Origin of the sequence: Comamonas granuli NBRC 101663, assembly GCF_000739995.1 — a bacterium.
In the GTDB taxonomy this organism is placed as follows: Bacteria; Pseudomonadota; Gammaproteobacteria; order Burkholderiales; family Burkholderiaceae_C; genus Simplicispira; species Simplicispira granuli.
Genome location: NZ_BBJX01000007.1, coordinates 154,459 through 179,218, shown reverse-complemented (window position 1 = coordinate 179,218; position 24,760 = coordinate 154,459). Strand labels below are relative to the sequence as shown.

At 69.0% G+C, this 24,760-nt stretch carries 20 protein-coding genes; 8 read left to right on the top strand and 12 right to left on the bottom strand.

Going from position 1 to position 24,760, the window contains the following annotated elements; translation table 11 throughout:
- Positions 1-3 precede the first annotated feature (3 nt).
- The 3 genes from CGR01S_RS09460 to CGR01S_RS09450 form a co-directional block, all read right to left on the bottom strand.
- Positions 4-1,134 (bottom strand): aminotransferase class V-fold PLP-dependent enzyme, encoded by a 1,131-nt coding sequence (locus CGR01S_RS09460; RefSeq protein WP_042425739.1) that lies wholly within the window; start codon positions 1,132-1,134, stop codon positions 4-6.
- Positions 1,135-1,263: 129 nt separating this feature from the next.
- A complete protein-coding gene (locus CGR01S_RS09455) occupies positions 1,264-4,569 on the bottom strand; it encodes a carboxyl transferase domain-containing protein (RefSeq protein WP_042425736.1) in 3,306 nt (1,101 codons plus the stop codon).
- Between the two features lie 221 nt (positions 4,570-4,790).
- Positions 4,791-6,398: an AMP-binding protein gene (locus tag CGR01S_RS09450; RefSeq protein ID WP_042425733.1), complete on the bottom strand. Its 1,608-nt coding sequence runs from the start codon at positions 6,396-6,398 to the stop codon at positions 4,791-4,793.
- A gap of 119 nt (positions 6,399-6,517) precedes the next feature.
- On the opposite strand from CGR01S_RS09450, the gene CGR01S_RS09445 reads away from it, so the two are divergent.
- From CGR01S_RS09445 to ltaE, 3 genes are read left to right on the top strand one after another with little or no spacing between them, the layout of a single operon-like run.
- Positions 6,518-7,249 carry a TetR/AcrR family transcriptional regulator gene (locus tag CGR01S_RS09445; protein ID WP_042425730.1) on the top strand — a complete coding sequence of 244 codons (732 nt, stop codon included), beginning with the start codon at positions 6,518-6,520 and terminating at the stop codon, positions 7,247-7,249.
- Positions 7,246-8,487, top strand: a complete 1,242-nt coding sequence (locus CGR01S_RS09440) for a branched-chain amino acid ABC transporter substrate-binding protein (RefSeq protein WP_042425727.1) — start codon at positions 7,246-7,248, stop codon at positions 8,485-8,487. The genes CGR01S_RS09445 and CGR01S_RS09440 overlap by 4 nt, the downstream gene beginning before the upstream one ends.
- A 60-nt stretch (positions 8,488-8,547) precedes the next feature.
- On the top strand, positions 8,548-9,615 hold the full coding sequence (gene ltaE / locus CGR01S_RS09435; protein WP_042425724.1) for a low-specificity L-threonine aldolase: 1,068 nt from the start codon (positions 8,548-8,550) through the stop codon (positions 9,613-9,615).
- A 70-nt stretch (positions 9,616-9,685) separates the two neighbouring features.
- Here the strand turns inward: ltaE and CGR01S_RS09430 are convergent, their stop codons facing one another.
- Positions 9,686-10,402, bottom strand: a complete 717-nt coding sequence (locus CGR01S_RS09430; RefSeq protein WP_042425853.1) for a YggS family pyridoxal phosphate-dependent enzyme — start codon at positions 10,400-10,402, stop codon at positions 9,686-9,688.
- 36 nt (positions 10,403-10,438) lie between these two features.
- On the opposite strand from CGR01S_RS09430, the gene CGR01S_RS09425 reads away from it, so the two are divergent.
- The 4 genes from CGR01S_RS09425 to CGR01S_RS09410 all read left to right on the top strand — a co-directional run bounded on the left by CGR01S_RS09425 (position 10,439) and on the right by CGR01S_RS09410 (position 14,348).
- Positions 10,439-11,482 (top strand): type IV pilus twitching motility protein PilT, encoded by a 1,044-nt coding sequence (locus tag CGR01S_RS09425; protein ID WP_042425721.1) that lies wholly within the window; start codon positions 10,439-10,441, stop codon positions 11,480-11,482.
- A 55-nt stretch (positions 11,483-11,537) separates the two neighbouring features.
- Positions 11,538-12,173 carry a cyclic nucleotide-binding domain-containing protein gene (locus CGR01S_RS09420; RefSeq protein WP_042425718.1) on the top strand — a complete coding sequence of 212 codons (636 nt, stop codon included), beginning with the start codon at positions 11,538-11,540 and terminating at the stop codon, positions 12,171-12,173.
- Between the two features lie 40 nt (positions 12,174-12,213).
- A complete protein-coding gene (locus CGR01S_RS09415; protein ID WP_042425715.1) occupies positions 12,214-13,350 on the top strand; it encodes a PilT/PilU family type 4a pilus ATPase in 1,137 nt (378 codons plus the stop codon).
- Between the two features lie 83 nt (positions 13,351-13,433).
- Positions 13,434-14,348 (top strand): NAD(P)-dependent oxidoreductase, encoded by a 915-nt coding sequence (locus tag CGR01S_RS09410; protein ID WP_042425711.1) that lies wholly within the window; start codon positions 13,434-13,436, stop codon positions 14,346-14,348.
- Positions 14,349-14,369: 21 nt separating this feature from the next.
- On the opposite strand, the gene CGR01S_RS09405 is transcribed toward CGR01S_RS09410, so the two are convergent.
- The 3 genes from CGR01S_RS09405 to CGR01S_RS09395 all read right to left on the bottom strand — a co-directional run bounded on the left by CGR01S_RS09405 (position 14,370) and on the right by CGR01S_RS09395 (position 16,111).
- Positions 14,370-15,041: a BON domain-containing protein gene (locus CGR01S_RS09405; protein WP_042425706.1), complete on the bottom strand. Its 672-nt coding sequence runs from the start codon at positions 15,039-15,041 to the stop codon at positions 14,370-14,372.
- Positions 15,038-15,631 carry an SIS domain-containing protein gene (locus CGR01S_RS09400; protein ID WP_042425704.1) on the bottom strand — a complete coding sequence of 198 codons (594 nt, stop codon included), beginning with the start codon at positions 15,629-15,631 and terminating at the stop codon, positions 15,038-15,040. The genes CGR01S_RS09405 and CGR01S_RS09400 overlap by 4 nt, the downstream gene beginning before the upstream one ends.
- An 84-nt stretch (positions 15,632-15,715) precedes the next feature.
- Positions 15,716-16,111 (bottom strand): YraN family protein, encoded by a 396-nt coding sequence (locus CGR01S_RS09395; protein WP_042425700.1) that lies wholly within the window; start codon positions 16,109-16,111, stop codon positions 15,716-15,718.
- On the opposite strand from CGR01S_RS09395, the gene rsmI reads away from it, so the two are divergent.
- Positions 16,111-17,025 (top strand): 16S rRNA (cytidine(1402)-2'-O)-methyltransferase, encoded by a 915-nt coding sequence (gene rsmI / locus CGR01S_RS09390; protein WP_042425697.1) that lies wholly within the window; start codon positions 16,111-16,113, stop codon positions 17,023-17,025. The genes CGR01S_RS09395 and rsmI overlap by 1 nt on opposite strands.
- On the opposite strand, the gene CGR01S_RS09385 is transcribed toward rsmI, so the two are convergent.
- The 5 genes from CGR01S_RS09385 to CGR01S_RS09365 form a co-directional block, all read right to left on the bottom strand.
- Positions 17,022-18,893 carry a potassium transporter Kup gene (locus CGR01S_RS09385; protein WP_042425694.1) on the bottom strand — a complete coding sequence of 624 codons (1,872 nt, stop codon included), beginning with the start codon at positions 18,891-18,893 and terminating at the stop codon, positions 17,022-17,024. The two genes, rsmI and CGR01S_RS09385, sit on opposite strands and share 4 nt — an antisense overlap.
- Before the next feature lie 152 nt (positions 18,894-19,045).
- Positions 19,046-20,338: a glutamate--cysteine ligase gene (gene gshA / locus CGR01S_RS09380; protein WP_042425691.1), complete on the bottom strand. Its 1,293-nt coding sequence runs from the start codon at positions 20,336-20,338 to the stop codon at positions 19,046-19,048.
- A gap of 154 nt (positions 20,339-20,492) precedes the next feature.
- A complete protein-coding gene (locus tag CGR01S_RS09375; protein WP_042425688.1) occupies positions 20,493-21,959 on the bottom strand; it encodes a TrkH family potassium uptake protein in 1,467 nt (488 codons plus the stop codon).
- Positions 21,960-21,976: 17 nt separating this feature from the next.
- Positions 21,977-23,455, bottom strand: coding sequence for a Trk system potassium transporter TrkA (gene trkA, locus CGR01S_RS09370; protein ID WP_042425685.1), 1,479 nt, complete (start codon positions 23,453-23,455; stop codon positions 21,977-21,979).
- Between the two features lie 19 nt (positions 23,456-23,474).
- Positions 23,475-24,755 carry a glutamate-5-semialdehyde dehydrogenase gene (locus CGR01S_RS09365; protein ID WP_042425681.1) on the bottom strand — a complete coding sequence of 427 codons (1,281 nt, stop codon included), beginning with the start codon at positions 24,753-24,755 and terminating at the stop codon, positions 23,475-23,477.
- Positions 24,756-24,760: the final 5 nt, after the last annotated feature.

The following is a 24,760-nucleotide window of genomic DNA, read 5'->3' as shown; positions in this document are numbered from 1 at the left end:
TGGTCAGGCGATTTGATCCAATGCCTTGCGCAGGTGGCCCACCGTGCGCTCCACGTTGTGCCACTTCTCCAGGCCGAACAGGCCGATGCGGAAGCTCTTGAAGTCCGGCCCCTCGTCGCACTGCAGCGGCACGCCCGAGGCGGTCTGCAGGCCCACGGCGGCGAACTTGCTGGCGTTCTGGATCCCGGGGTCCGTGGTGTAGCTGACCACCACGCCGGGCGCCTTCCAGCCTTCGGCGGCCACGCTGGGGAAGCCCTTGCTCTCCAGCAGCGCGCGCACCTGGGCGCCCAGTTCGATCTGTTCCTGGCGCACCTTGGCAAAGCCGTATTCGCGCGTCTCCTGCATCACGTCGCGCAGGCGCACCAGCGCGTCGGTGGGCATGGTGGTGTGGTAGGCGTGCTGGCCTTTTTCGTAGCCTTCGGCGATCTGCATCCACTTCTTCAGGTCGCAGGCGAAGCTGCTGCTCGTCGTGCCGTCGATGGCCTGGCGCGCACGCTCGCTCAGCATCACCATGGCGCAGCAGGGCGAGCCGCTCCAGCCCTTTTGCGGCGCACTTATGAGCACGTCCACGCCGGTGGCCTGCATGTCCACCCACATGGCACCGGAGGCGATGCAGTCGAGCACGAACAGCGCGCCCACCTCGTGCGCGGCGGCGCTCACGGTGCGGATGTAGTCGTCGGAGAGGATGATGCCGCTGGCCGTCTCCACATGCGGCGCGAACACCACCTTGGGCTGCTCGGCGCGGATGGTGGCCGCCACTTCCTCGGCCGGGCACGGTGCCCAGGGCGCCTGCGGGCCTTCGCCCTGCTTGCGCGCCTTGCAGACCACGGCGCCGCCGCCCAGGCCGGTGTCGGCATCAAAAATCTGGCTCCAGCGGAAGCTGAACCAGCCATTGCGCACGATCAGCACTTTCTGCTTGTTGGCAAACTGGCGCGCCACGGCCTCCATGCCGAAGGTGCCGCTGCCGGGCACGAGCACGGCGGTGTGGGCGTGGTAGACCTCCTTGAGCGTGGCCAGGATGTCCTGCATGACGCCAGTGAAGCGCTTGGACATGTGGTTGAGCGCGCGGTCGGTGTAGACCACCGAGAATTCGAGCAAGCCGTCGGGATCGATGTCGGGCAGAAGGCCGGGCATGGGGGTACTCCGTGGGTGGGAAAGCGAAGGACCACGCCCGGCGGATGGCCCGGCGCGGCATCAAAGCGTTTCAGCTTAGCACGGGCCACCGGCCCTGAAGGACACCGCCCCACGGGCGGGCGGGCCTTCTCACCAGGTGTCGATGAAGCGCGGCCCCAATGCTCCCACGCGCGCCGAGGCCAGGCCACGCGCCAGCCAGGCGCGTGTGTCCGCCGGGTCGATGACGGCGTCGATCTCCAGCGTGGCGGCCATGTGCATGGCCTCGCCATTGGAATACTGCTTGGCCACGAGCTTCTGGAACAGCGCGTCGCGCTCGGGGCCTTCGGGCAGGGCTTCGAGCTCCTTGCGGAAGCCCAGGCGCACCGCGCCCTCCAGCCCCATGGCGCCGAACTCGCCCGTGGGCCAGGCGATGGTGAACACCGGCGCATGGAAGCCCCCGGCCGCCATGCCCATGGCGCCCAGGCCGTAGCCCTTGCGCAGCACCACGCTGAAGAACGGCACGCGCAGGTGCGCGGCGGTGACGAACAGGCGGCTCACATGGCGCACCTGCGCCGTCTGCTCGACCTCGGGGCCGACCATGAAGCCGGGCGTGTCCACCAGGCTCACGAGCGGCAGGCCGTGCGCGTTGCACAGCTGCATGAAGCGCGCGGCCTTGTCGGCGGCGGGCGCGTCGATGGCGCCGCCCAGGTGCAGCGGGTTGTTGGCGATCAAGCCCACGGGCCGGCCCTCGATGCGTGCCAGCGCCGTGTGGATGCCGGCGCCAAAGCCGGTGCGCAGCATCAGCAGGCTGCCTTCGTCCACCAAGCCCGCCATGGCGGCGCGCGTGTCGTACACGCGCAGGCGGTTCTCGGGCACCACGGAGCGCAGCAAGCGCTGGTCGGGCGCGCTCCAGCCCTGCACGCGGCCCTGGAAGAACGACAGGTAGTGGCGCGCGGCCTGCACGGCCTCTTGCTCGTTGTCGACGAGCACGTCGATCACGCCATTGGCGTGCTGCACATGGCTGGGGCCGATCTGCTCGGGCTTGAACACGCCCAGGCCGCCGCCCTCGATCATGGCCGGGCCGCCCATGCCGATGTTGCTGGCGCGCGTGGCGATGATGGCGTCGCAGCAGCCCAGCAGCGCCGCGTTGCCGGCGAAGCAGCGGCCTGCCGCGATGCCCACCACGGGCACCTGGCCCGACAGCGCGGCGTGGCTGGCGAAGGTGTGCACATGCAGGCCCGCGACCACGGGAATATCGGTGTCGCCCGGGCGCCCGCCGCCGCCCTCGGCGAACAGCACCACGGGCAGCTGCTGGTCGAGCGCAATGCCCAGCATGCGGTCGGTCTTGGCGTGGTTGCGCGCGCCCTGGGTGCCCGCGAGCACGGTGGCGTCGTAGGCCATGACCACGGTGCGCGCCTTCTCCTCGCCGCACTGCGCGCCGTTGACGGCGCCAATGCCCGTCACCATGCCGTCGGCCGGGGTGTTGGCGATGAGGTCGTCCATGCTGCGGCGGCGCGCCTGCGCGGCCACGGCGAGCTGGCCGTATTCGATGAAGGAGCCAGCGTCGCACAGGTCGGCGATGTTCTCGCGCGCCGTGCGCTGGCCCTGCGCGTGGCGCTTGGCCACGGCGGCCGAGCGTTGGGCGTCAAGCGTGAAGGCGTGGCGGTCGATGACGCGCTGCAGGTCGGGGCGGATCTGGTCCGGGTCCTGCGCCGCATCGGGGCCGGTGGCCTCCAGCGCGGCGTCCTGCACCGGGTCCAGCACCAGCAGCGGCTGGCCCTGCGCCACGTAGGCGCCCGGCGCGGCGGCCAGGCCGCGCACCCGGCCCGCGTGCGGCGCGAGCAGCACATGCTCCATCTTCATGGCTTCGAGCACGGCCAGCTCGGCGCCCGCCGCCACCACGGCGCCCTCGGCCACGGCGTACTGCACCAGGCGCGCGGGCATGGGGGCTCGGACGGCGTGCGGGTCAACATCCTCCGGTTCGGACGCATTCTTTGAATGATTTTGGCCACCAGCGCTCTCCAAATAAGCGCCAGCAGCTATGGTTTTGGAAGCTTCGAGCAGCGCGGGCAACACCTCTTCCACCCAGCGCGTGTGCACCTGCTGGTGCTCCATCTCGGGCCGCTGGGCCAGGGCCTGCAGCAGAGACACATTGGTCGCCAGGCCGTCGATGCGGCATTCGGCCAGCGCGCGCTGCGAGCGGCGCAGCACGTCGGCGAAGCTGCCGCCGCGCGTGGACACGATCAGCTTGGCCAGCAGCGTGTCGTAGTGCGGCGAGGGCGCACGGCCCGCGACCGCATGCGTGTCCACGCGCACGCCCGGCCCCGTGGGCAGCGCCAGCCGCGCGATGGTGCCGCTGCCCGGCTGGGCCTGGCCCTGGGCATCGAGCGTTTCGGCGTTGATGCGCCACTGGATGGCATGGCCCAGCGCGCGCGGCGGCTGCGCCGGGTCCAGGCCCAGGTCGCCCAGGCGGCGGCCCGCGGCCAGGCGCACCTGCGCCTGCACCAGGTCCACGCCCGTCACCTCCTCGGTGATGGTGTGCTCGACCTGCAGGCGCGGGTTGCATTCGATGAAGACGTAGGGCAGGTCGCTGGACGCCAGGTCCACGAGAAACTCGAAGGTGCCCAGGCCCTCGTAGCGCACCTCGCGCGCCATGGCCAGGGCGTCCTGGATGATGCGTTGGCGCAGGGCCTCGGGCAGCGACGGGCTGGGCGCGATCTCCACCAACTTCTGGAAGCGCCGCTGCAACGTGCATTCGCGCTCGCCCAGGGCAATCACCTCGGCGCCATCGCCCAGCACCTGCACCTCGATGTGGCGCGCGTTCACCATCAGCCGCTCGACGTACACGCCCGCCACGCCGAAGGCCGCCTGCGCCTCGCGCCGGCAGGTCTCGTAGGCTGCGGGCAGCTCGGCCGCCGACTGCACGGCGCGCATGCCGCGCCCACCACCGCCGCCAATGGCCTTGATGACGATGCCCGCCCCCGCCCCGCCCGCCTGCTGCGCGTGCCAGAAGGCCTGCGCCTCTTCGAGCGTGACCTCGTGCTGCGTGCCCGGCATCAGCGGCACCCCGCAGCGCGCGGCCAGCGCGCGCGCCTGGGCCTTGTCGCCGAACAGCGTGAGCTGCGCGGGCGTGGGGCCGATGAAGCGCAGGCCCGCAGCCTCGCAGGCCTGGGCGAAGTCGGCGCGCTCGCTCAGAAAGCCGTAGCCGGGGTGCACGGCTTCCACGCCGCGCTCGCGCGCCAGAGCGACGATCCGCGCACCGTCGAGGTAGGCCGCTGGGCCCGTGGCGCCGAGCGCGACGGCCTCGGTGGCCGCCTGCACATGGGGCGCACCGGCATCGTCGTCGGCATACACAGCGACGCTGGGAATACCCAGGTCGTGCAAGGCGCGCACGATGCGCAGCGCCACCTCGCCACGGTTGGCGATCAGGACTTTGGAAAAGACCGGCGTGTTCATGGTTTTGCTTCGGTTTTAATAGCTGCCAGCGCTTGATACATAAGCCCTGGAGGCCGATTTTTCATTTATCTCAGTGATTCATGGCGCGGCACGCGAAACTGGCGTGGCCCCAACCAGGGCAGCCGCGCAAGGGCCGCCCCGCCGCGCTGGCTGCGTCCCCCTGCCCGCAGCGCGCAGCGCTGCGAGAGCGGGGGGAAGGCGCGCAGCGCCACAGGGGGGTGTCACTCATCCTTCAACATGCGCCGCAGCACCTTGCCCGCACCCGTGGCGGGGAGCTGGGCGATGAAACGCACCTCGCGCGGCGCCTTGTAGGGCGCCATGTTCTCGCGGCACCAGGCCACGAGCGCGGCAGCCTCCACCTCCTGCCCCGGCTTCTGGACGATGAAGGCGCGCACCACCTCGCCCTTCTCGGCGTCGGGCACGCCAATGACAGCGGCCTGGGCCACGGCGGGGTGCTTGATGAGGATGGTTTCGACCTCCTCGGGGAACACGCTGTAGCCCGAGACCTTGATCATTTCCTTGAAGCGGCCGATGAAGGTGAGGTAGCCGTCCTTGTCGATTTGGCCCATGTCGCCAGTGAACACCCAGCCGTTCTTCAGCGTCTTGGCCGTGGCCTCGGGCTTGTTCCAGTAGCCCTTGAAGTTGCCGGGGCCGAGGATGGTGATCTCGCCCACCGTGCCGGCTGGCAGCGGCGCGCCGGTGTCGGGGTCGACGATGCGGATCTGGTTGCCCGGCACGGGCTTGCCCTGCGTGCCCCAGCGTATGGCATCCACCGGCATGGCGGTGTCCACCGTGTGCGTCTCGCTCAGGCCATAGGCCGCCTCGTGCGAGACGCAGTTCGGCGCAAACTGGCGCCACTGCTGCGCCAACTGCTCGGTGAAGGTGATGCCGAAGCTCGTCACCGGGTTGCGGCGCAGCGCGCTCCAGTCCATCTCGCGCGCGCCGGGCACCTGCATGAGCGCGCCATTCATCGGCGCGATGCTGTACCACCAGGTGATGCGGTGACGCTCCAGTGCCTGGGCCACGCCCAGGGGGTCGAAGCGGTAGAGCAGCACGCAGGTGGCGCCGGTGTAGACCGGCAGGTTCACGCCCATCACCATGCCGGCGATGTGGTACAGCGGCGCCACGGCCAGCAGCACCTCACCGGCCGACATGCCGTTGCAGTCGGCCGAGGCCGCCGTCTTGAAGCGCGCGTTCTCGTAGCTCAGCATGGCACCCTTGGGCAGCCCGGTGGTGCCCGAGGTGTAGGTCATGAGCGCCACGTCGTCCATGGACAACTCCACGGGCGCGGGTTGGCCACCCGCGCGCACGGCGGCGAGGAAGTCCTCGCAGCCCGCGGGCACCGGTGCCGCGCTGGCGCGCATGGCCAGCAGTTCGGCCGGCACGGTGATGCTCGGCTCGCCATCGGGCAGCAGTTCGGCGTAGCGCACCACGAACACATGCTGCAGCGCCGTCTGCGCGCGCACCTGCTCCACCACGGGCAGCAGCACGTCGGCGGCGACGATCACGCGCGCCTTCAGGTCATCGAGCTGGTACTGCAGCTCGTGCTCCTTGTTCAGCGGCCCGCAGGGGCAGACGATGGCGCCGATCTTCTGGATGCCGTAGTGCGCCATGAGGTACTGCGGGCAGTTGTTCATGAACAGCGCCACCGGCTCGCCCTTCTTGACGCCCAGGGCCTGCAGGCGCGCGGCGAAGGCGTCGCTGGCGGCATCGAGTTCGGCCCAGGTGATGGCGCGGCCGTACCAGAGGTAGGCCGTGCGGTCCGGGGTGGCGCGCGCGTGGCGGCGCAGGTGTTCGTGCAGGGGCAACAGGGTGGCGTTGGGGGCCATGGGGTGTCTCCAGAGTGTCAAAAACCGCCGGTTCTCGGTGCCGCATCAGGGTTTGCCATAGGGCCAGGCACCGGCCAGCGTCTTGCCAATATATACCGCTTGGTAGAACAATGCTACCCATGGGTATAACCAAAGCGACACCAAGCACCGCGCCCGCCGCGCTGGGCACGCCGCCCGTAAAGGCGCGCGGCCGCCAGAAGGCCAGCACGCCGAGCACGGACGAGAAGCGCGAGCGCATCCTCCAGGCGGCCGAGGCGCTGTTCGACCGGCAGGGCTACGCCAACACCACGATGGAGCAGATCGTGCAGCAGCTCGGCGTGACCAAGCCCTACGTCTACTACTACTTCCACAACAAGCAGGAAATCTTCGAGACGCTGTGCTGGCGCCCCTCCGTGGCCTGCTTCACGGCCATGGACTTCCCCGAGGACGACCGCCGCCCCGCGCATGTCAAGGTCACCGAGGGCATAGAGCGGCTGATCCGCGCCACCATCGAGCACCACCCGGCAGCCTTCTTTCCCTACCGCGAGCCGCAGGTCTTCCGCCCCGAGTACCTGGCCATGCAAAAAAAATTGGCCAACCACTTCTACGACCGCATGTGCGCGCTGATGGAAGAGGCCCGCGCCGACGGCATGCTCGATTTCAAGGAAACGCGCCTCACGGCCCTGGCCGCCTGCAGCCTGCCGGGCTTTCTCTACCACTGGTACCGGCCCGACGGGCGCCTGTCGCCGGCCGAGGTAGTGCGCGAACTCTCGCAACTGGCCTGGCGCGTGCTGGGCCTGCGCACGGCGCGCCGTCGCCCCGCGCGCTCCTCCACCCCCCTTCCACCATCCTCCACGGAGACCCACCCATGAAAGCCTTGTTCACTCCCCTCGCCGCCGCGGCCCTGCTCTGCGCCGGCGCCGCATCGGCCCAGGACACCTTCAAGATCGCCTACATCGACCCGCTCTCGGGCCCGTTCGCCAACGTGGGCGAGCTGATGCTCACGCACACCCAGTTCGCCGTGGAGGACATCAACGCCAAGGGCGGCGTGCTCAAGGGCACCAAGCTGCAACTGCTGCAGTTCGACAGCAAGCTCTCCGCCCAGGAAAGCCTCAGCGCGCTGCAGGCCGCCATCGACCAGGGCGCGCGCGCCATCGTCACGGGCGGTTCGGGCTCGTCGGTGGTCACGGCGCTGGTGCAGGCGGCCGCACGCCACAACCAGCGCAACCCGGGCAAGGAGATCCTGGTGCTCAACCACTCCTCCATCGACCCCGAGCTGACCGGCAAGGCCTGCAGCTTCTGGCACTTCCAGTTCGAGGCGAACACGGCCATGAAGATGAAGGCCATCGCCAACTACATCAAGAAGCAGGAGAGCATCAAGAAGGTCTACCTGCTCAACCAGGACTACGCGCACGGCAAACAGTGGGCGCATTACGGCCGCGAGCTGGTGGGCCTGGCGCGGCCCGACATCCAGTTCACCGGCGAGGCCCTGCACCCCATCGGCCGCGTGAAGGACTTTGCGCCCTATGTGGCCAAGATCAAGAGCACCGAGGCCGACTCGGTCATCACCGGCAACTGGGGCCAGGACATGGTGCTGCTGCTCAAGGCGGCGGGCGACGCGGGCTACAACCTGCGCTACTTCAACCACAGCGCGGGCTCGGTGCCGGGCACGGTGCTGGCGGTCTCGCAGGCCAAGCTGGGCCAGCTCACCTGGGTGGCCGAATGGCACCCCGGCCAGGCCGACAGCCCCAAGGCGGACGCGCTGGCCAAGGCCTACAAGGCCAAGACGGGCAAGGAGTTCCTGGCGCCGCGCATCGAGATGACGCCGCGCATGCTGGCCGCGGCGATCAACAAGGCCCAGTCCACCGACCCGGTGAAGGTCGCGCGTGCCCTGGAAGACCTGAGCTTCGACTCCGTGGTCGGCCCGGTGCGCATGCGCGGCGACGACCACCAGTTGCTGCTGCCCCAGGTGGTCAACACCATCGCGCCCGTGGACGGCAAGGCGGTGAAAGTGGGTTGGGAAGGCACGAACTACGGCTTCCGCACCGACGCGGCCTACACCGGCAACGAACTGGCGCAGGGCACCGACTGCAAGATGGCACGCCCCTGAGCCGGCAAGGGAGCGCGGCGGCCGATACCATGGGTGGCTTCTTCACGAGAGAGACCGCCCATGCCCGATTTCCGCAGCGACACCGTCACCCAGCCCACGCCCGCCATGCGCGCCGCCATGCAGGCAGCGCCGCTCGGTGACGACGTCTTCGGCGACGACCCCTCCGTCAACGCCCTACAGGAGTACGCCGCGCAGTTGCTGGGCTTCGAGGCGGCGCTGTTCGCACCCTCGGGCACGCAGACCAACCTGATCGCCCTCATGGGCCACTGCCAGCGTGGCGACGAGGCCATCGTGGGCCAGAGCTGGCACACCTACCGCTGGGAGGCCGGCGGCATGGCGGTGCTCGGCTCCATCCAGCCCCAGCCGGTGGAAACCCAACCCGACGGCACGCTGCGCCTGGCCGACATCGCCGCCGCCATCAAGCCCGATGACCCGCATTTCGCACGCACCCGCCTGGTGGTGCTGGAGAACACCACCGGTGGCCAGGTGCTGCCCACGCCCTACATCTTTGATGTGGCGCAACTGGCGCGTTCGCGCGACCTGGCCCTGCACCTCGATGGCGCGCGCCTGTTCAACGCCGCCACCGCCAACGCCGAGGCCCAGGGCAGCGACGTGTACGACGAGGCGCGCGCCCTCTGCCAGCACTTCGACTCCGTGTCGCTGTGCCTGAGCAAGGGCCTGGGCGCGCCCGTGGGCTCGCTGCTGCTGGGCCGCGCCGATTTCATCCGCCAGGCCAAACGCACGCGCAAAATCCTGGGCGGCGCCATGCGCCAGTGTGGCCTGCTCGCAGCCGCCGGGCAGCACGCGCTGCAGCACCATGTGCGCCGCCTCGCCGACGACCACGCCCTGCTGCGCCAGCTCGCCGCCGGCCTGGCCGAGGCCGGGCGCAGCCACCCGACACTGCAGGGGCGCCTGGCCGTGGCCTCGGCGCACACCAACATTCTGTTCACCGACGTGCACGCCGACGTGGCGCCCGCCTTCACCGCCTGGCTGGCGCAGCACGGCGTGCGCGTGACCAGCAGCCTCTATGGCGGGCAAACACGCCTGCGCTGGGTCACGCACCTGGACGTGGGGCCGCAGGATGTGGCGCAAGCGCTGGATTGCGTGCGCCTCTTCGGCGCCACCTGATCGCTACAAAAAATAGAGCTGGCAGCGCATGCTGCGCGGGCACCAGCGGTCAATTTGCCATGAAATCCGTTCAGGCCGCAGGGCGGGTTCTTCCGCCGAAGATGCCCGTGCCCACGCGCACCATGGTGCTGCCCGCTGCGATGGCGGCGTCGAGGTCGGCCGTCATGCCCAGGGACAAGGTATCGAAGCGCTCCAGCCCACGCAGGCCCGACGCCCGGATCTGCTCGAACACGGCGCGCGCACGCTGGTGCAGCGCCAACTGGCCGGCATAGTCCGGCGCCGGCTCGGGGATGCTCATCACGCCGCGCAGGCACAACTGTGGCAGCGCCGCCACGGCGCCGGCCAATGCCAGCGCATCTTCGGGGGCCACGCCCGACTTGTTCAGCCCGCCATCGACGTTCACCTGGATGCACACCTGCAGCGGCGCGCGGTGCGCCGGGCGCTGGGCCGAGAGGCGCTCGGCGATCTTGAGCCGGTCCACCGTGTGCATCCAGTCGAAATGCTCGGCCACGAGCCGCGTCTTGTTGCTCTGCACCGGGCCGATGCAGTGCCACTGCAGCGCCGGCGCGCCCAAGGCCTGCACGGCGGCCATCTTCTCCACGGCCTCCTGGATGTAGTTCTCGCCAAAGGCGCGCTGCCCCGCACGGGCGGCCTCGCACACGGCCTCGGGGCCGAAGGTCTTGGAAACGGCCAGCAGCGCCACGCTGGCGGGATCGCGCCCGGCGCGCGCGCAGGCAGCCGCCACTTGGTGCTGCACCTGTTGAAGCTTGTCGGCAATCGTGGTCATAATGATCATTGAGCGTACCAAACGACAGAGGGAACCGTGGACATTACCCAACTGCTGGCCTTCAGCGTCAAGAACAAAGCGTCCGACCTGCACCTGTCTGCAGGGCTGCCTCCGATGATCCGCGTGCACGGCGACGTGCGGCGCATCAACGTCGATGCCCTGGACCACAAGACGGTGCACGGCATGGTGTACGACATCATGAGCGACGCGCAGCGCAAGACCTACGAGGAATTCCTGGAGGTCGATTTCTCCTTCGAGATCGAGGGCCTGGCGCGCTTTCGCGTCAACGCCTTCAACCAGAACCGCGGCGCCGCCGCCGTGTTCCGTACCATTCCGAGCAAGATCCTCACGCTGGAGCAGCTCAACGCCCCCAAGATCTTCGCCGACCTTGCGCTCAAGCCGCGCGGCCTGGTGCTGGTGACCGGGCCCACGGGCTCGGGCAAGTCCACGACGCTGGCGGGCATGGTCAACCACCTCAACGAGACCGAATACGGCCACATCCTCACCATCGAGGACCCGATCGAGTTCGTGCACGAGTCCAAGAAATGCCTGGTCAACCAGCGCGAAGTGGGGCCGATGACGCTGTCGTTCGCCGCCGCCCTGCGCTCGGCCCTGCGTGAGGACCCGGACGCCATCCTCGTGGGCGAAATGCGCGACCTGGAAACCATCCGCCTGGCCATGACGGCCGCCGAAACGGGCCACCTGGTGTTCGGCACGCTGCACACCTCCAGCGCCGCCAAGACCATCGACCGCATCATCGACGTGTTCCCCGCCGAAGAGAAGGAAATGGTGCGCGCCATGCTGTCGGAGTCGCTGCAGGCCGTGATCTCGCAGACGCTGTGCAAGCTCAAGGACGGCTCGGGCCGCGTGGCCGCGCACGAGATCATGCTGGGCACCAGCGCCATCCGCAACCTCATCCGCGAGGCCAAGGTGGCGCAGATGTACTCCACCATCCAGACCAGCAACAGTGTGGGCATGCAGACGCTGGACCAGAACCTCACCGATCTGGTGCGCCGCAACATCATCAGCCCCGCCGAAGCGCGCAGCAAGGCCAAGATCCCCGAGAACTTCCCCGGCTGACGCCCCACCCAACCCACCGATACCGGCCTGCCGCAGGCCCCCACTGGAGCATCCGATGAAAGGCATTCTGGCCCTCCTGCGCATGTCCTCGCGCAACCCCAAGGCGCAGCAGGAGCATGGCGATTCCGTCTTCTTCTCCACCGCCTTCGCCACCCAGGGCGTCGATGCCTCCATGCTCGTGCCCTGGGATGCACGGGCCGTGGAGATCGGCGCCAAGCGCATGGCCGCGAGCCGCGGGGGCAAGCTGCTGCAGATGATCTGGTCCAAGGACAAGTACATGGCGCAACTGGAGGCCGACTCCATCAAGCGCATGGAGCACTTCTTCGAGTTTGCCCAGGTGCCGCCCAACCGCGACGTGATCCGCCAGGACGAGTACGGCAACTTCATGATCGTGCTGCTCACGGGCACCATCGCCGTGGACCGCGTGCAGCCCTGGGGCGAGCAATTGCGCCTGGCCGAGACGCGCCCCGGCGACATCCTGGGCGAGATGTCCCTGCTCGACAGCGGCATCCGTTTCTCCGCCTGCACCACGCTGACCGATTGCGAGATCGCCGTGCTCAGCGCCGATGCCATGGACGAGATGATGACCAAGGACCCGCAGCTTGCCGCCAGCCTCATCGCCCTGCTGGCGCGCAAGCTCTCGCTGCGGCTGCGCGCCGTGAGCGCACGCTTGAGCGAGAACCAGAAATAGGGCTGCGGCAGGCACCCACCAATCGAGAGGGACACACAAGATGGAACGCGATCAGGCGAGCAAGTTCATCAACGACCTGCTGAAGCTGCTGGTGAGCCGCAACGGCAGTGACCTGTTCATCACCGCCGACTTCCCCCCCGCCATCAAGGTCGATGGCGCCATCACCAAGGTCTCTCCGCAGACCCTGACCCCCAACCACACCTTGACGCTGGCGCGCTCCATCATGAGCGACAAGCAGGCCGCCGAGTTCGAGCGCACCAAGGAGTGCAATTTTGCGATCTCGCCCTCGGGCATCGGGCGCTTCCGCGTCAATGCCTTCGTGCAGCAGGGGCGCGTGGGCATGGTGCTGCGCGTGATCCCGCTGGCGCTGCCCACCATCGACGGGCTGGGCCTGCCGCAGGTGCTCAAGGAGGTGGCCATGACCAAGCGCGGCCTGTGCATCCTGGTGGGTGCCACGGGCTCGGGCAAGTCCACCTCGCTCGCCGCCATGGTGGACTGGCGCAATGAGAACTCCTTCGGCCACATCATCACGGTGGAAGACCCGGTCGAATTCGTGCATCCGCACAAGAACTGCGTGGTCACGCAGCGCGAGGTGGGCCTGGACACCGACAGCTGGGAGGCCGCGCTCAAGAACACCCTGCGCCAGGCGCCCGACGTGATCCTCATGGGCGAAATCCGCGACCGCGAGACCATGGAACACGCCGTGGCCTTCGCCGAGACCGGCCACCTGTGCCTGGCCACGCTGCACGCCAACAGCGCCAACCAGGCCCTGGACCGGGTGATCAACTTCTTCCCCGAGGAACGCCGCGCGCAATTGCTCATGGACCTGTCGCTGAACCTGCGCGCCATGGTCTCGCAGCGCCTGATCCCCAAGCAGGACGGCAAGGGCCGCGCCGCTGCCGTGGAAGTCATGCTCAACACCCCCCTGATCGCCGACCTCATCTTCAAGGGCGAAGTGGCCGAGATCAAGGAGATCATGAAAAAGAGCCGCAACCTGGGCATGCAGACCTTCGACCAGTCGCTGTTCGACCTGTTCGAGTCCAACGTCATCAGCTACGAAGACGCGCTGCGCAACGCCGACTCGCTCAACGACCTGCGCCTGCAGATCAAGCTCTCCAGCCAGCGCGCCAAGAGCACCGACCTGTCGTCGGGCACGGAACACTTCGTCATCGTCTGACGCCTGCGGCGCCGGACCATCGGCCTGGCCCCTGCGCCCCGCGCGGGCCAGGCATTCTTTTCTCTACAGGAGCATTCCTCACCATGGCCAGCACGAATCCCCGCAGCTACGAACCCACCGCCCCGCGCAAACTGGCCTTCATCGGCCTGGGGGTCATGGGCTACCCCATGGCGGCGCACCTGGCGCTGGCCGGGCACGCCGTCACGGTCTACAACCGCACATCCGCCAAGGCCCAGGCCTGGTGCGCCGAGTACGCGGCCAGCGCTGCGCCGCGCCAGGCCCCCACGCCACGCGAGGCCGCGCAGGGCGCCGACATCGTCTTCTGCTGCGTGGGCAACGACGACGACCTGCGCGCCGTCACCCTGGGCGCGGACGGCGCCTTCGCCGGCATGGCCCCCGGCAGCATCTTCGTGGACCACACCACCGCCTCGGCCGAAGTGGCGCGCGAACTCTATGGCGCAGCGCGCGCGCTGGGCCTGCGCTTCATCGATGCGCCGGTCTCCGGTGGCCAGGCAGGCGCGCAAAACGGCCTGCTCACGGTGATGTGCGGCGGCGACCAGGACGCCTTCGACACCGTGCAGCCGGTGGGCATGGCGTTTGCGCGCGCCTTCACGCGCATGGGCGAGAGCGGCGCAGGCCAGCTCACCAAGATGGTCAACCAGATCTGCATCGCCGGCCTGGTACAGGGCCTGGCGGAAGCCATCGCCTTTGGCCAGCGCGCCGGGCTGGACATGCCCCTGGTGCTCGACGTGATCGGCAAGGGCGCCGCGCAGAGCTGGCAAATGGACAACCGCGGCAAGACCATGGTGGCCGACCAGTTCGACTTCGGCTTTGCCGTGGACTGGATGCGCAAGGACCTGGGCCTGGTGCTGGCCGAGGCCCAGCGCAACGGTGCACGCCTGCCGGTGACGGCGCTGGTGGACCAGTTCTACGGCGACGTGCAGCAAATGGGCGGCCAGCGCTGGGACACCTCCAGCCTCATCCGGCGCCTGCGCTGAGGCCGCCGCCGGGCTGCGCCGTTACTGCGCCGGGCGCGAGGCCTCGCCGCTGGCAGGCGCCTCGGCCGGCTTGACGGGCTGGCCGGCCTGGATGCGGGCGACATCCTCGTCGCTCAGGTATTCAAACACGCGCACCACCTTGCTCACCCCGCTGATGTTGCGCGCAATGGCCGTGGCGCGGCCCGCCTCGCGCTGCGACACACGCCCCATGAGGTAGACGGTGTTGCGCTCGGTCACCACCTTGAAGCTGTTGGCCGACAGGTCCCGGGCATCGACCAGGCTGGCGCGCACCTTGCCGGTGATGTAGGTGTCGTTCGAGCGCTGGCCCAGCGAGGTATTGGGCATCACGGCGAGCTCGTTGACCACGCTGCGCACATTCTCGACGCCGACAACGATCTTCTCGACCGCATCGCGGATCTCGGCGCTGGGCACCTCGCCGGTCAGCAGCACCTGGCGGTTGTAGCTCGTGACGTTGACGTGCACCTTGTCGCCATGGACGCCACGGATGCGGTTGCCCGCGCGCAGCTCGATGCCCTCATCCTCCACCTGCGTGCCGACGGTGCGCCGGTCCAGCGCCATCATGCTGCCCACGGCAGCGCCGCCCAGCACGGCCGGGGCGCAGCCGCCCAGGGCCGCCGACAGGGCTGCTGCCGAGAGCACGGCACACAGGCTGCGATCGAATCGGAAAGTCATGACAAATCCTCCTGTTCACCAAACAATTGCGCGTCCATGCCATCGCACAGGCAGTGCAGCACCAGGGCATGGACCTCGCGCACCCGCGCCGCACGCTCATGCGGCACGGCCAGGCATACATCTGTGTCACGCAGCAGCGCCGCAAGTTCCCCGCCCTGGCGGCCGGTGAGCGCCACCACCGACATGTCGCGCTCGTGCGCAGCCTGCACAGCGCCGAGCACCTGCGCATCATGGCCGTCCACGGTGACGGCGACCAACAGGTCGCCCGTCTGTCCCAGGGCGCGGACCTGGCGCGCCAGTGCCTGGGCCACGCCACCCTGGCCCGCCGTCCACAGCGCGGCGTCGCTGCCCAGTGCCACGGCGGCGAATTCCGGGCGCTCACGCTCGAAGCCCGCCACGCAGCAGGCCACGAACTGCTGCGCCAGCGGCGCACAGACGCCGCTGCCGCACGCAAGAATCTTGCCGCCGCTGGTCACGCAGGCCAGCAGGGCCTGCACGGCCGCGGCAATGGGCCGGCCCAGCGCCTCGGCGGCCTGGTATTTGAGGTCGGCGCTGTCGATGAATTGCTGCTGGATGCGTTGCTCGATCATCAATGGGAAATCCTTGCGCAGGGTCGCATGATATACCCTGTGTGTTATCAATTTTGTAGCAATCTGTGCGCCCCGGGGGCGCGTTCAGCCGGCGTCGAAGGCTCCCTGGATCCAGGTGAGCGCGGGCTCCAGCAGCACGGCATCGAAGCGGCAGGCTGGTTCTGACCCGTAGCGCAGCAAAAAGTGCCGCGCCGCAAAGACGATGCGCCGCTGCTTGGCCGCCCCGATGCTGGCGCCCGCGCCGCCCCAGGCGCGGCTGGTGCGGCTGCGCACCTCGACGAACACCACCGTGCCGTCGGGCGCGCGCATGACCAGGTCGATCTCGCCGCCGCCACGCCCCGGTGTCCGATAATTGCGCTCCAGCAGGCGCAGGCCTGCGGCCTGCAGGTGGGCCAGCGCCCGGTCTTCGGCGGCCTGGCCCTGGGCCCGCGTACTGGCCTGCCGGCCCTGGACCGCATCGTTCTTGCCAAGGAATCCCATTGAGCGCCTCTTTTGCCCTTGCCCTGGATGCTGCCCATGCGGCAGCGGCAGCGCAGCATTATCCGCAAGGCGCACTCTACGTGGTCGCCACGCCCATCGGCAATCTGGCGGACATCACCCTGCGCGCCCTGCACGTACTGCAGCTCGCCGACACCCTGGCGTGCGAGGACACGCGCCACACCCAGGCCCTGCTGCGCGCCTACGGCATCGACAAGCCGGCAGCGCACTGGCTGGCCCTGCACCAGCACAACGAAGCCCAGGCGGCCCAGACCGTGCTCGAACGCCTGCAGGCCGGCCAGCGCGTGGCCTACGTGAGCGATGCAGGCACGCCGGGTATCAGCGACCCAGGCGCCCGCCTGGCCGCCGCCGCGGCCTCCGCGGGCCTGCGCGTGGTGCCCCTGCCCGGCGCCAGCAGCATCACGGCGGCGCTGAGCGTGGCCGGTGCGGTGGCCAGCGGCGCCGACGACGGCGGCTTTGTATTTGCCGGCTTTTTGCCCACCAAGGCCGGTGAACGCGATGCTGCCGTGCAGCGCCTGCAGGCCGAATCCCGCTGCTGCGTGCTGCTCGAAGCCCCCCACCGCATCGCCGCCCTGGCCGCCACGCTGGCCGCCCTGGGCGAGCGCCCCGTAACCCTGGCGCGCGAGCTGACCAAGCAGTTCGAGCAGATCACCACCCTGCCCGCGGCCGCGCTCGCCGGCTGGCTGCAGCAAGACCCGCTGCGCTGCCGCGGCGAGTTCGTCGTGGTGCTGCACCCGGTGGCCGCCAGCGCCGACACGGCGCAGGGCCTGGACGTGCTGCAGCGCCTGCTGCAGGAGCTGCCGCTCAAGAGCGCCGTGCGCCTGGCCGCCGACATCACGGGCGCGCCGCGCAACCAGCTCTATGAGGCGGCGCTGGCGCTCAAGGCGCAGTCCTAGATCTCGATCTTTGAGCCCAGCTCGACCACGGCATTGCTCGGCAGGTGGAGGAACTCCGCCGCGGCCGTCGCGCTGTGGTGCATCTGCGCAAACAGCTTTTCACGCCACAGCGCCATGCCCGGCCCCGGGGTCGGGGTGACGATGTCGCGCGAGAGGAAGTAGCTGGTCGTCATGGGGTTGAGGTCCACGCCGCGGCCCGTGAGCAGGGCCAGAGCGCGCGGCAGGTCGGGGTCGTTCTTGAAGCCGTAGTGCACCGCCACCTGCCAGCAATCATGGCCCAGGGGCTCGACTTCGAGCCGCTGCTCCATGCCGATCCAGGGCAGTTCGTGGCTGCGCACGGTGACGAACAGGTTCTGCTCGTGCAGCACCTTGTTGTGCTTGAGGTTGTGCAGGAGCGCGCTGGGCACGATGCCGGGCTGCGCCGTCAGGAACACCGCCGTGCCCGGCACGCGCGCGGGCGGGCTCACGAACACCGATGCGAGGAAGTCCTGCAGATCGACCGAGAACGCGCGCAGCGTCTCGTTGAGCTGCTCGCGCCCGTCCTTCCAGGTCGTCATGAGCAGGAACACCCCGCCGCCGATGAGCAGCGGGAACCAGCCGCCATCGACCAGCTTGAGCAGGTTGGAGCTGAAGAAGGCGATGTCGATGACGAAGAAAAAGCCCGTGGCCGCGATGCACAGCGCCAGCGGATAGCCCCAGCCGTAGCGGATGACGAAGAAGGTGAGCACGGTGGTGATGGTCATGTCCAGCGTCACCGCGATGCCATAGGCCGCAGCCAGGTTGCTCGACGACCGAAACAGCACCACGGCCAGCACGATCATCACGAACAGGCTCCAGTTGACGAAGGGCAGGTAGATCTGCCCCGTGTCCCGGGTGCTGGTGTGCAGGATCTGCAGGCGCGGCAGATAGCCCAGCTGGATGACCTGCTTGGTGACGCTGAAGGCCCCGGAAATCAGGGCCTGCGAGGCAATCACGGCCGCCGCCGTGGCCAGCCCCACCAGGGGCAGCGTGATCCACTCGGGGGCCATCATGAAGAACGGGTTCTTCACCGCCGCGGGGTGCTCGAGCAGCAGCGCCCCCTGCCCGAAATAATTGAGCGTGAGCGCCGGCATGACGATGGAGAACCAGGCGATGCGTATGGGCCGGCGCCCGAAATGCCCCATGTCGGCATACAAGGCCTCGCCACCCGTGACGCACAGCACCACGGCGCCCAGGATGATGAAGGTGGTGCCGGGCTGGCGCAGCATGAAGCGCAGCGCATGGTGCGGGCTGAGCGCACCGAGGATCTCCGGGTGGCCCGCGATGTGGTACACGCCCAGCGCTGCAATGGCCGCAAACCACACCACCATGACGGGCCCGAAGAAGCGCCCTATGCCGGAGGTGCCCTTCTTCTGCACCCAGAACAGCACGAACAGGATGGCCAGGGTCAGCGGGATCACGGCGCGGCGGAAGGCGGGCGAGACCACGTCCAGCCCCTCCATGGCCGAGAGCACCGTGATGGCCGGGGTGATGACGCCGTCGCCATAGAACAGGCAGGTGCCGAAGATGCCGATCAGCAGCATCCAGCGGCGCAGCGCGGGGGCCTTGTCCTTGACCGACTGCGAGGCCAGCGCCAGCATCGCCACCAGCCCGCCCTCGCCATGGTTGTCGGCGCGCAGCACCAGCGTGACGTACTTGATGGAGACGATGCTCGTGAGCGTCCAGAAGACGATGGACAGCACGCCATAGACATTGGCATGCGTGAAGGGCACATGGCCGGAGCCGAAGACCTCCTTGAGCGTGTAGAGAACGCTGGTGCCGATGTCACCGTAGACGACGCCGATGGCTGCCAAGGTCAGCGCAGCCGTGGAGGATTTTGCGTGGTTCACTGCAGTACCCCCTGCAGCCAGCAGAGTCCTGGCCGTGGGAGGCGGGTGGTCCTGAAGCCCCGGATTCTGCGCCAGCCCGCACGCCGAGGGAATCACCCGCAGCACCGGCTGCACAAAAAAGACACAGTTTGTTGCGGTGCAACAACTGTGTGTCAATCGTAGGTCTCGGCCTCCGGGTTGGTGGCTTCGAGCTCGTAGCTGGCGGCCAGCATGGCCAGCCGGGCGATCACGCCGTACATGTAGAAACGGTTGGGCGCGCTGGCCCCGGGCTTGGCCCCCAGGTGCGGGAACTGCGTGCCGGCCGCAAAGGCCAGGGGCACGAAGCCCGCGCCCGGCCCCTTGAGATCCTCATCCACGCCGCGCTCGGGATGGATGCGGTAAAAGCCGCCGACCACATAGCGGTCCATGAGGTAGACCACCGGCTCGGCCACGGCCTCGTGCACGCGCTCCTGGGTGAGCACCCCCTCCTGGACGATGAAGTCCTGCCCCGCGCGGGCGGCGCGCGCCGTGCCCCGGGGGCGCGGGCGCCGGGCCAGGGCCGGCAGGTCGCGGGCGTCGTGCACGGTGAATACGCCCATGCCATGGTCGCCGTTGTCGGCCTTGACGACGGCAAAGGGCTTTTCGTGGATGCCGTACTCCTTGTACTTGCGCCGCACCTTGGCGAGCAGCGCATCGACCAGGGTCTGCAACTCCTCCAGGCCCGCGGCGGTGGCCACATCGACGCCGCTGCCATGCCCGTACAGCGGGTGGATGAGCCAGGGGTCTATGCCCAGCAGCTTGCCGAAGCGCTTGGTCACCTCCTCGTAGCTGCGGAAGTGGTGGCTCTTGCGGCGCACAGCCCAGCCCGCGTGCAGCGGCGGCAGCAGGTACTGCTCGTGGATGTCCTCCAGGATGCCCGGGGCGCCGGCCGAGAGGTCGTTGTTGAGCAGGATGGTGCAGGGGTCGAAATGCTTGAGCCCCAGCCGGCGGCGCGTGCGCACCACGGGCTCGAGGGTGATGGACTCGCCCGTGGGCAGTTCGATGACGGTGTTCTTCTTCACCTCCGGGCTGATGGAGCCGAAGCGCACGTTCAGCCCCGCCATGTTGAAGATGCGCTGCAACTGCACCAGGTTGCCCAGGTAGGAGATGCTGCGCGTGTCGTTCTCGGGCACGATGAGCAGGTTGCGCGCCTCGGGGCAGATCTTCTCGATGGCCGCCATGGCGGCCTGCACCGCCAGGGGGAGCACCTCGGGCGCCAGGTGGTTCCAGCCGCCGGGAAAGAGGTTGGTGTCCACGGGCGCAAGCTTGAACCCGGCGTTGCGGATGTCCACCGAGGTGTAGAACGGCGGCGTGTGCTCCATCCACTCCAGGCGGAACCAGCGCTCGGTCGCCGGCATGGAGTCGATGATGCGCTGTTCAAGCTCGTTGATGGGCCCCGTGAGGGCCGTGATGAGATGCGGAACCATAAAAACCCTGGTGAAGGCCAATGCGGCATTTTAGGGACGCCATCGCGCCCGCAGCCTCCCCCACGGGCTTGGCCAGACCACTGGCGCCGCTCCCCGTCCCGCCCACGGGCCGCCAGAGGGGAAAGCGGCGCAGCCGCGCTGGGGGGATTGTCCTTCAGCGCCGCCAGAACGCTGGGGACAGCAGGGCCATGAAGCTCAGAATCTCCAGGCGCCCGAGCAGCATGCCCAGCGTGCACACCCAGAGCTGGAAGTCGCTGAGCACGGCGTAGTTGGAGCTGGGCCCGATGGCGCCCAGCCCCGGGCCCGTGCAGTGCACGCTGGCGAGCACGGCGGAAAACGCCGTGAGCGGATCCAGGTCGGTGAGCAGCAGCACCATGCTGAGCACGATGACGGTGGCGCCATAGACCAGCATGAAGGCCAGCACCGAGAAGATCATGCGGTTGTCCACCACGCTGCCGCCCAGCACCACCGGCTGCACCGCACGCGGATGCACCAGGCGCGTGAGCTCGCGCCGCGCCTGCTTGACGAGGATGAGCATGCGCACCATCTTGATGCCGCCGCCCGTGGAGCCCGCGCTCGTGGCCACGCCCGACAGCAGCAGCATGAGCACCGGGGCGAACACCGGCCACTGCAGGTAGTCCTGGGTGGCGAAACCCGTGGTCGTGGCCACCGAGACCACCTGGAACAGCCCATGGCGCAGCGCCTGCAGCGGGCCGTACACGCCCTTGGCCCACAGCAGCAGGGCGACCACCAGGCCACCGCCCACCAGCGCCACCATGGTGGCGCGCATCTCGGGGTCGCGCCAGAAGCCCCGCCAGTGGCCCTTGCGCAGCGCCACGAAGTACAGCGCGAAGTTGCAGCTCGCCACCAGCATGAACAGCACCGCAATGGCTTCGAGCAGCGGCGAGTCGAAATAGGCAAAGCTCGCATCGTGCGGCGACAGCCCGCCCAGGCTCACCGTGGTGAACATGTGCATGAGCGCGTCCAGCGGCTGCATGCCGCCCGCCCAGAAGGCCGCCGCGCACAGCACGGAAAACGCCGCGTACACCCCCCACAGGCCCTTGGCCGTCTCGGTCATGCGCGGGGTGAGCTTGGTGTCCTTGATCGGGCCGGCGGCCTCGGCCTTGAAGAGCTGGGCGCCGCCCACGCCCAGCAGCGGCAGCACGGCCACGGCCAGGATCAGGATGCCCATGCCGCCCATCCACTGCAGGAAGGTGCGCCAGACGTTGACCGAGGCGGGCAACGCGTCGAGGCCGCTGAGCACGGTGCTGCCCGTCGTCGTCAGGCCCGAGACGGCCTCGAAGTACGCATGCGTGAACGACAGCGGCCGGCCTATGGACTGCATGGCCAGCCACAGCGGCAGCGTGGCGCACAGCGGCAGCAGCACCCACACCAGCGTGACCAGGATGACGCCGTGGCGCGGCTGCAGCTCGCGCCGGTGGCGGCGCAGCCCCCACCACAGCGCCAGGCCCAGCAGCAGCGCCACGCCCATGGACACGGGGTACACCTGCCACACGCCGTCGCCCTGGAACCACGACACGGCCCAGGGCAGGCCCATGGCCAGCGAGAACATGCACAGCAGCATGCCCAGCACGCGCAGAACGGGAAGCAGGTCCGTCATGGCCGGTGCGGGCGCGTCTAGAAGAAGGTGGCGCTCACGCGGAAGAGCTTTTCCACGTCGCGCACCAGGCGCTTGTTCGGCAGGAAGAAGACCACGTGGTCGTTGCTCTCGATCACCGTGTGGCTGCGCGGCAGGATGATCTGCGGCTCCTGCGCTTGCTGCGCGGGCGGCGCCTGCCCGTCCTCGCCGGCGAGCGCGTCCGGGTCGGGCAGGCCGCGCACGATCAGGCCCATGTGCACCGCGCGCGGCAACGACAGCTCCTCGACGCGGCGGCCGACGACGCGCGAACTCTTGCGGTCGCCGCGCGCGACGATCTCCAGCGCCTCGGCCACGCCGCGGCGCAGGCTGTGCACGGCCTGCACGTCGCCCTGGCGCACAAAGGCCAGCAATTCGCCCAGCATGGCCTGCGCGGGCGACAGAGCGATGTCGATCTGCGTACCGTGCATGAGGTCGGCATAGCTCTGGCGGTGGATGAGCGCCAGCACGCGCCGCGCCCCCAGGCGCTTGGCCAGCAGGCAGGACATGATGTTGTTCTCGTCATCGTCGGTCAGCGCCAGGAACAGGTCCACCTCCTCGATGCCCTCCTCGCCGAGCAGATCCTCGTCGGACGTCTCGCCCTGCAGCACCAGCACGCCCTCGGGCAGAGCCGAGGCCAGGGCGACGCAACGCTGCGGGTCTTCCTCGACGATCTTGACGTGGAAGCGCTCGCCCTCCTGCGCCAGCAGGCGCGCCAGGCGCTCGCCCACGCGGCTGGCGCCCGCGATCAGGATGCGCCGCACCGGGCGCGCGGGCTGGTCCTCGCGGCGGTGCAGCGCGGCCAGCACCTGGGCAATGCGCTCGCGCCCGGCCAGGGCGAAGACCTCGTCGCCGGGCTCGATGCGCGTGGCGCCGTCGCAGGGCACGAAGCGGTCGGGCTCGTCGGGAAAGCGGCGGTAGATGGCGACGATGCGCACGGCCACGTCGGGCATGCGCTCGCGCAGCTCGCGGATCTCCATGCCCACGGCCGGCGCGCCGGGGCGCGCGCGCGCCGACACCAGGCAGGCGCGCCCGCCCGCGAACTCGCGCACCTGCAGGGCCTCGGGGTATTCGACCAGCTTGGCGATGTAGCGCACCAGCGAATCCTCGGGGCAGAGGATGTGGTCCACCGCAAAGCCATTGGTGCCGAGCAGGGCGCTGCCGTCTTCGTAGCCCTCGGCGCGCACGCGCGCGATGCGCGTGGGCACGCTGAACAGCATTTGCGCCACCTTGCAGCACACGAGGTTGGTTTCGTCCTGCGCGGCGCAGGCGATGAGCAGGTCGGTGTCGCGCGCACCGGCCTCGGCCAGCACCCGGGGGTCGGTGCCGCTGCCGACCACGCCGCGCAGGTCCAGGCGCGCCTCCAGCTCGCGCAGGCGCTCGGCGTCGGTGTCGATGACGGTGATGTCGTTCTTCTCCGACACCAGGCTGTCGGCCACGCTCTGGCCCACACGGCCCGCCCCGAGGATGATGATTTTCATCGCCGCACCGTGCGCCGTCTCAGGTGCGCACTTCGCCCTCGCCCAGCACCACCCATTTGAGCGAGGTGAGCCCCTCGATGCCCACGGGGCCGCGCGCGTGGAATTTGTCGGTGCTGATGCCGATCTCGGCGCCCAGGCCGTACTCGAAGCCATCGGCAAAGCGCGTGCTGGCGTTGACCATCACACTGCTCGAATCGACCTCGCGCAGGAAGCGCTGGGCGTGCATGTGGTGGGTGGTGAGGATGGCCTCGGTGTGGTGGCTGGAATAGCGGTTGATGTGGGCAATGGCCTCGTCCAGCCCCGCCACCACGCGGATCGAGATGATGGGCGCCAGGTATTCCTCGGACCAGTCGGCTTCCGTGGCGTCCTGCAGTTTCGCTCCTGAAACAGTCGCTAGCAGCGCCCTGCTTTCGGCGCAAACCCGCATTTCCACGCCTTTTTCGGCGAACACCGCGCCGATGCGCGGCAGGAAGGCGCTGGCCACGCCGCGCGCCACCAGCAGGCTCTCGGTGGCGTTGCAGGGGCTGTACTTCTGTGTCTTGGCGTTTTCGGTGACCTTGAGCGCCAGTTCCAGGTCGCAGGGGTCGTCCACATAGGTGTGGCAGTTGCCGTCCAGGTGCTTGATGACGGGCACCTTGGCCTCGCGGCTGATGCGCTCGATCAGGCCCTTGCCGCCGCGCGGGATGATCACGTCCACAAACTCGGGCATGGCGATGAGGTGGCCCACGGCGGCGCGGTCGGTGGTTTGCACCAATTGCACGGCGTCCTGCGGCAGGCCGGCTTCTTCCAGCGCCTGCTGCACCAGCCGCGCCAGCGCCTTGTTGGAGTCGATCGCCTCGGAGCCGCCGCGCAGAATGCAGGCGTTGCCGCTCTTGATCGACAGGCTGGCGGCCTCGATGGTCACGTTCGGGCGGCTCTCGAAGATCATGCCGAACACGCCGATGGGCACGCGCATGCGCCCCACGCGGATGCCGCTGGGCTGCTGCTGCAGGCCGATGATCTCGCCGATCACGTCGGGCATGGCGGCGAGCTGCTCGCAGCCCTGGGCACAGGTTTCCAGCACCTGGGGGGTCAGCTTGAGCCGATCCACCATGGGCTCGGCCAGCCCGGCGGCACGGGCGCGCTCCAGGTCGCGCGCGTTGTCCACCTGCAGCGCTGCGGTCTGCTCGCGCAGCAGGCGCGCCAGCGCCCGCAGCGCTTTGTTTTTGATAGCTGCTGGCGCTTTGGCCATCAGTGCCGAAGCCGTTTTTGCCTGTAAACCGAGGGTGTGCGTGGTTTCAGCCACGTTGAGCGCGTTCATGGGGG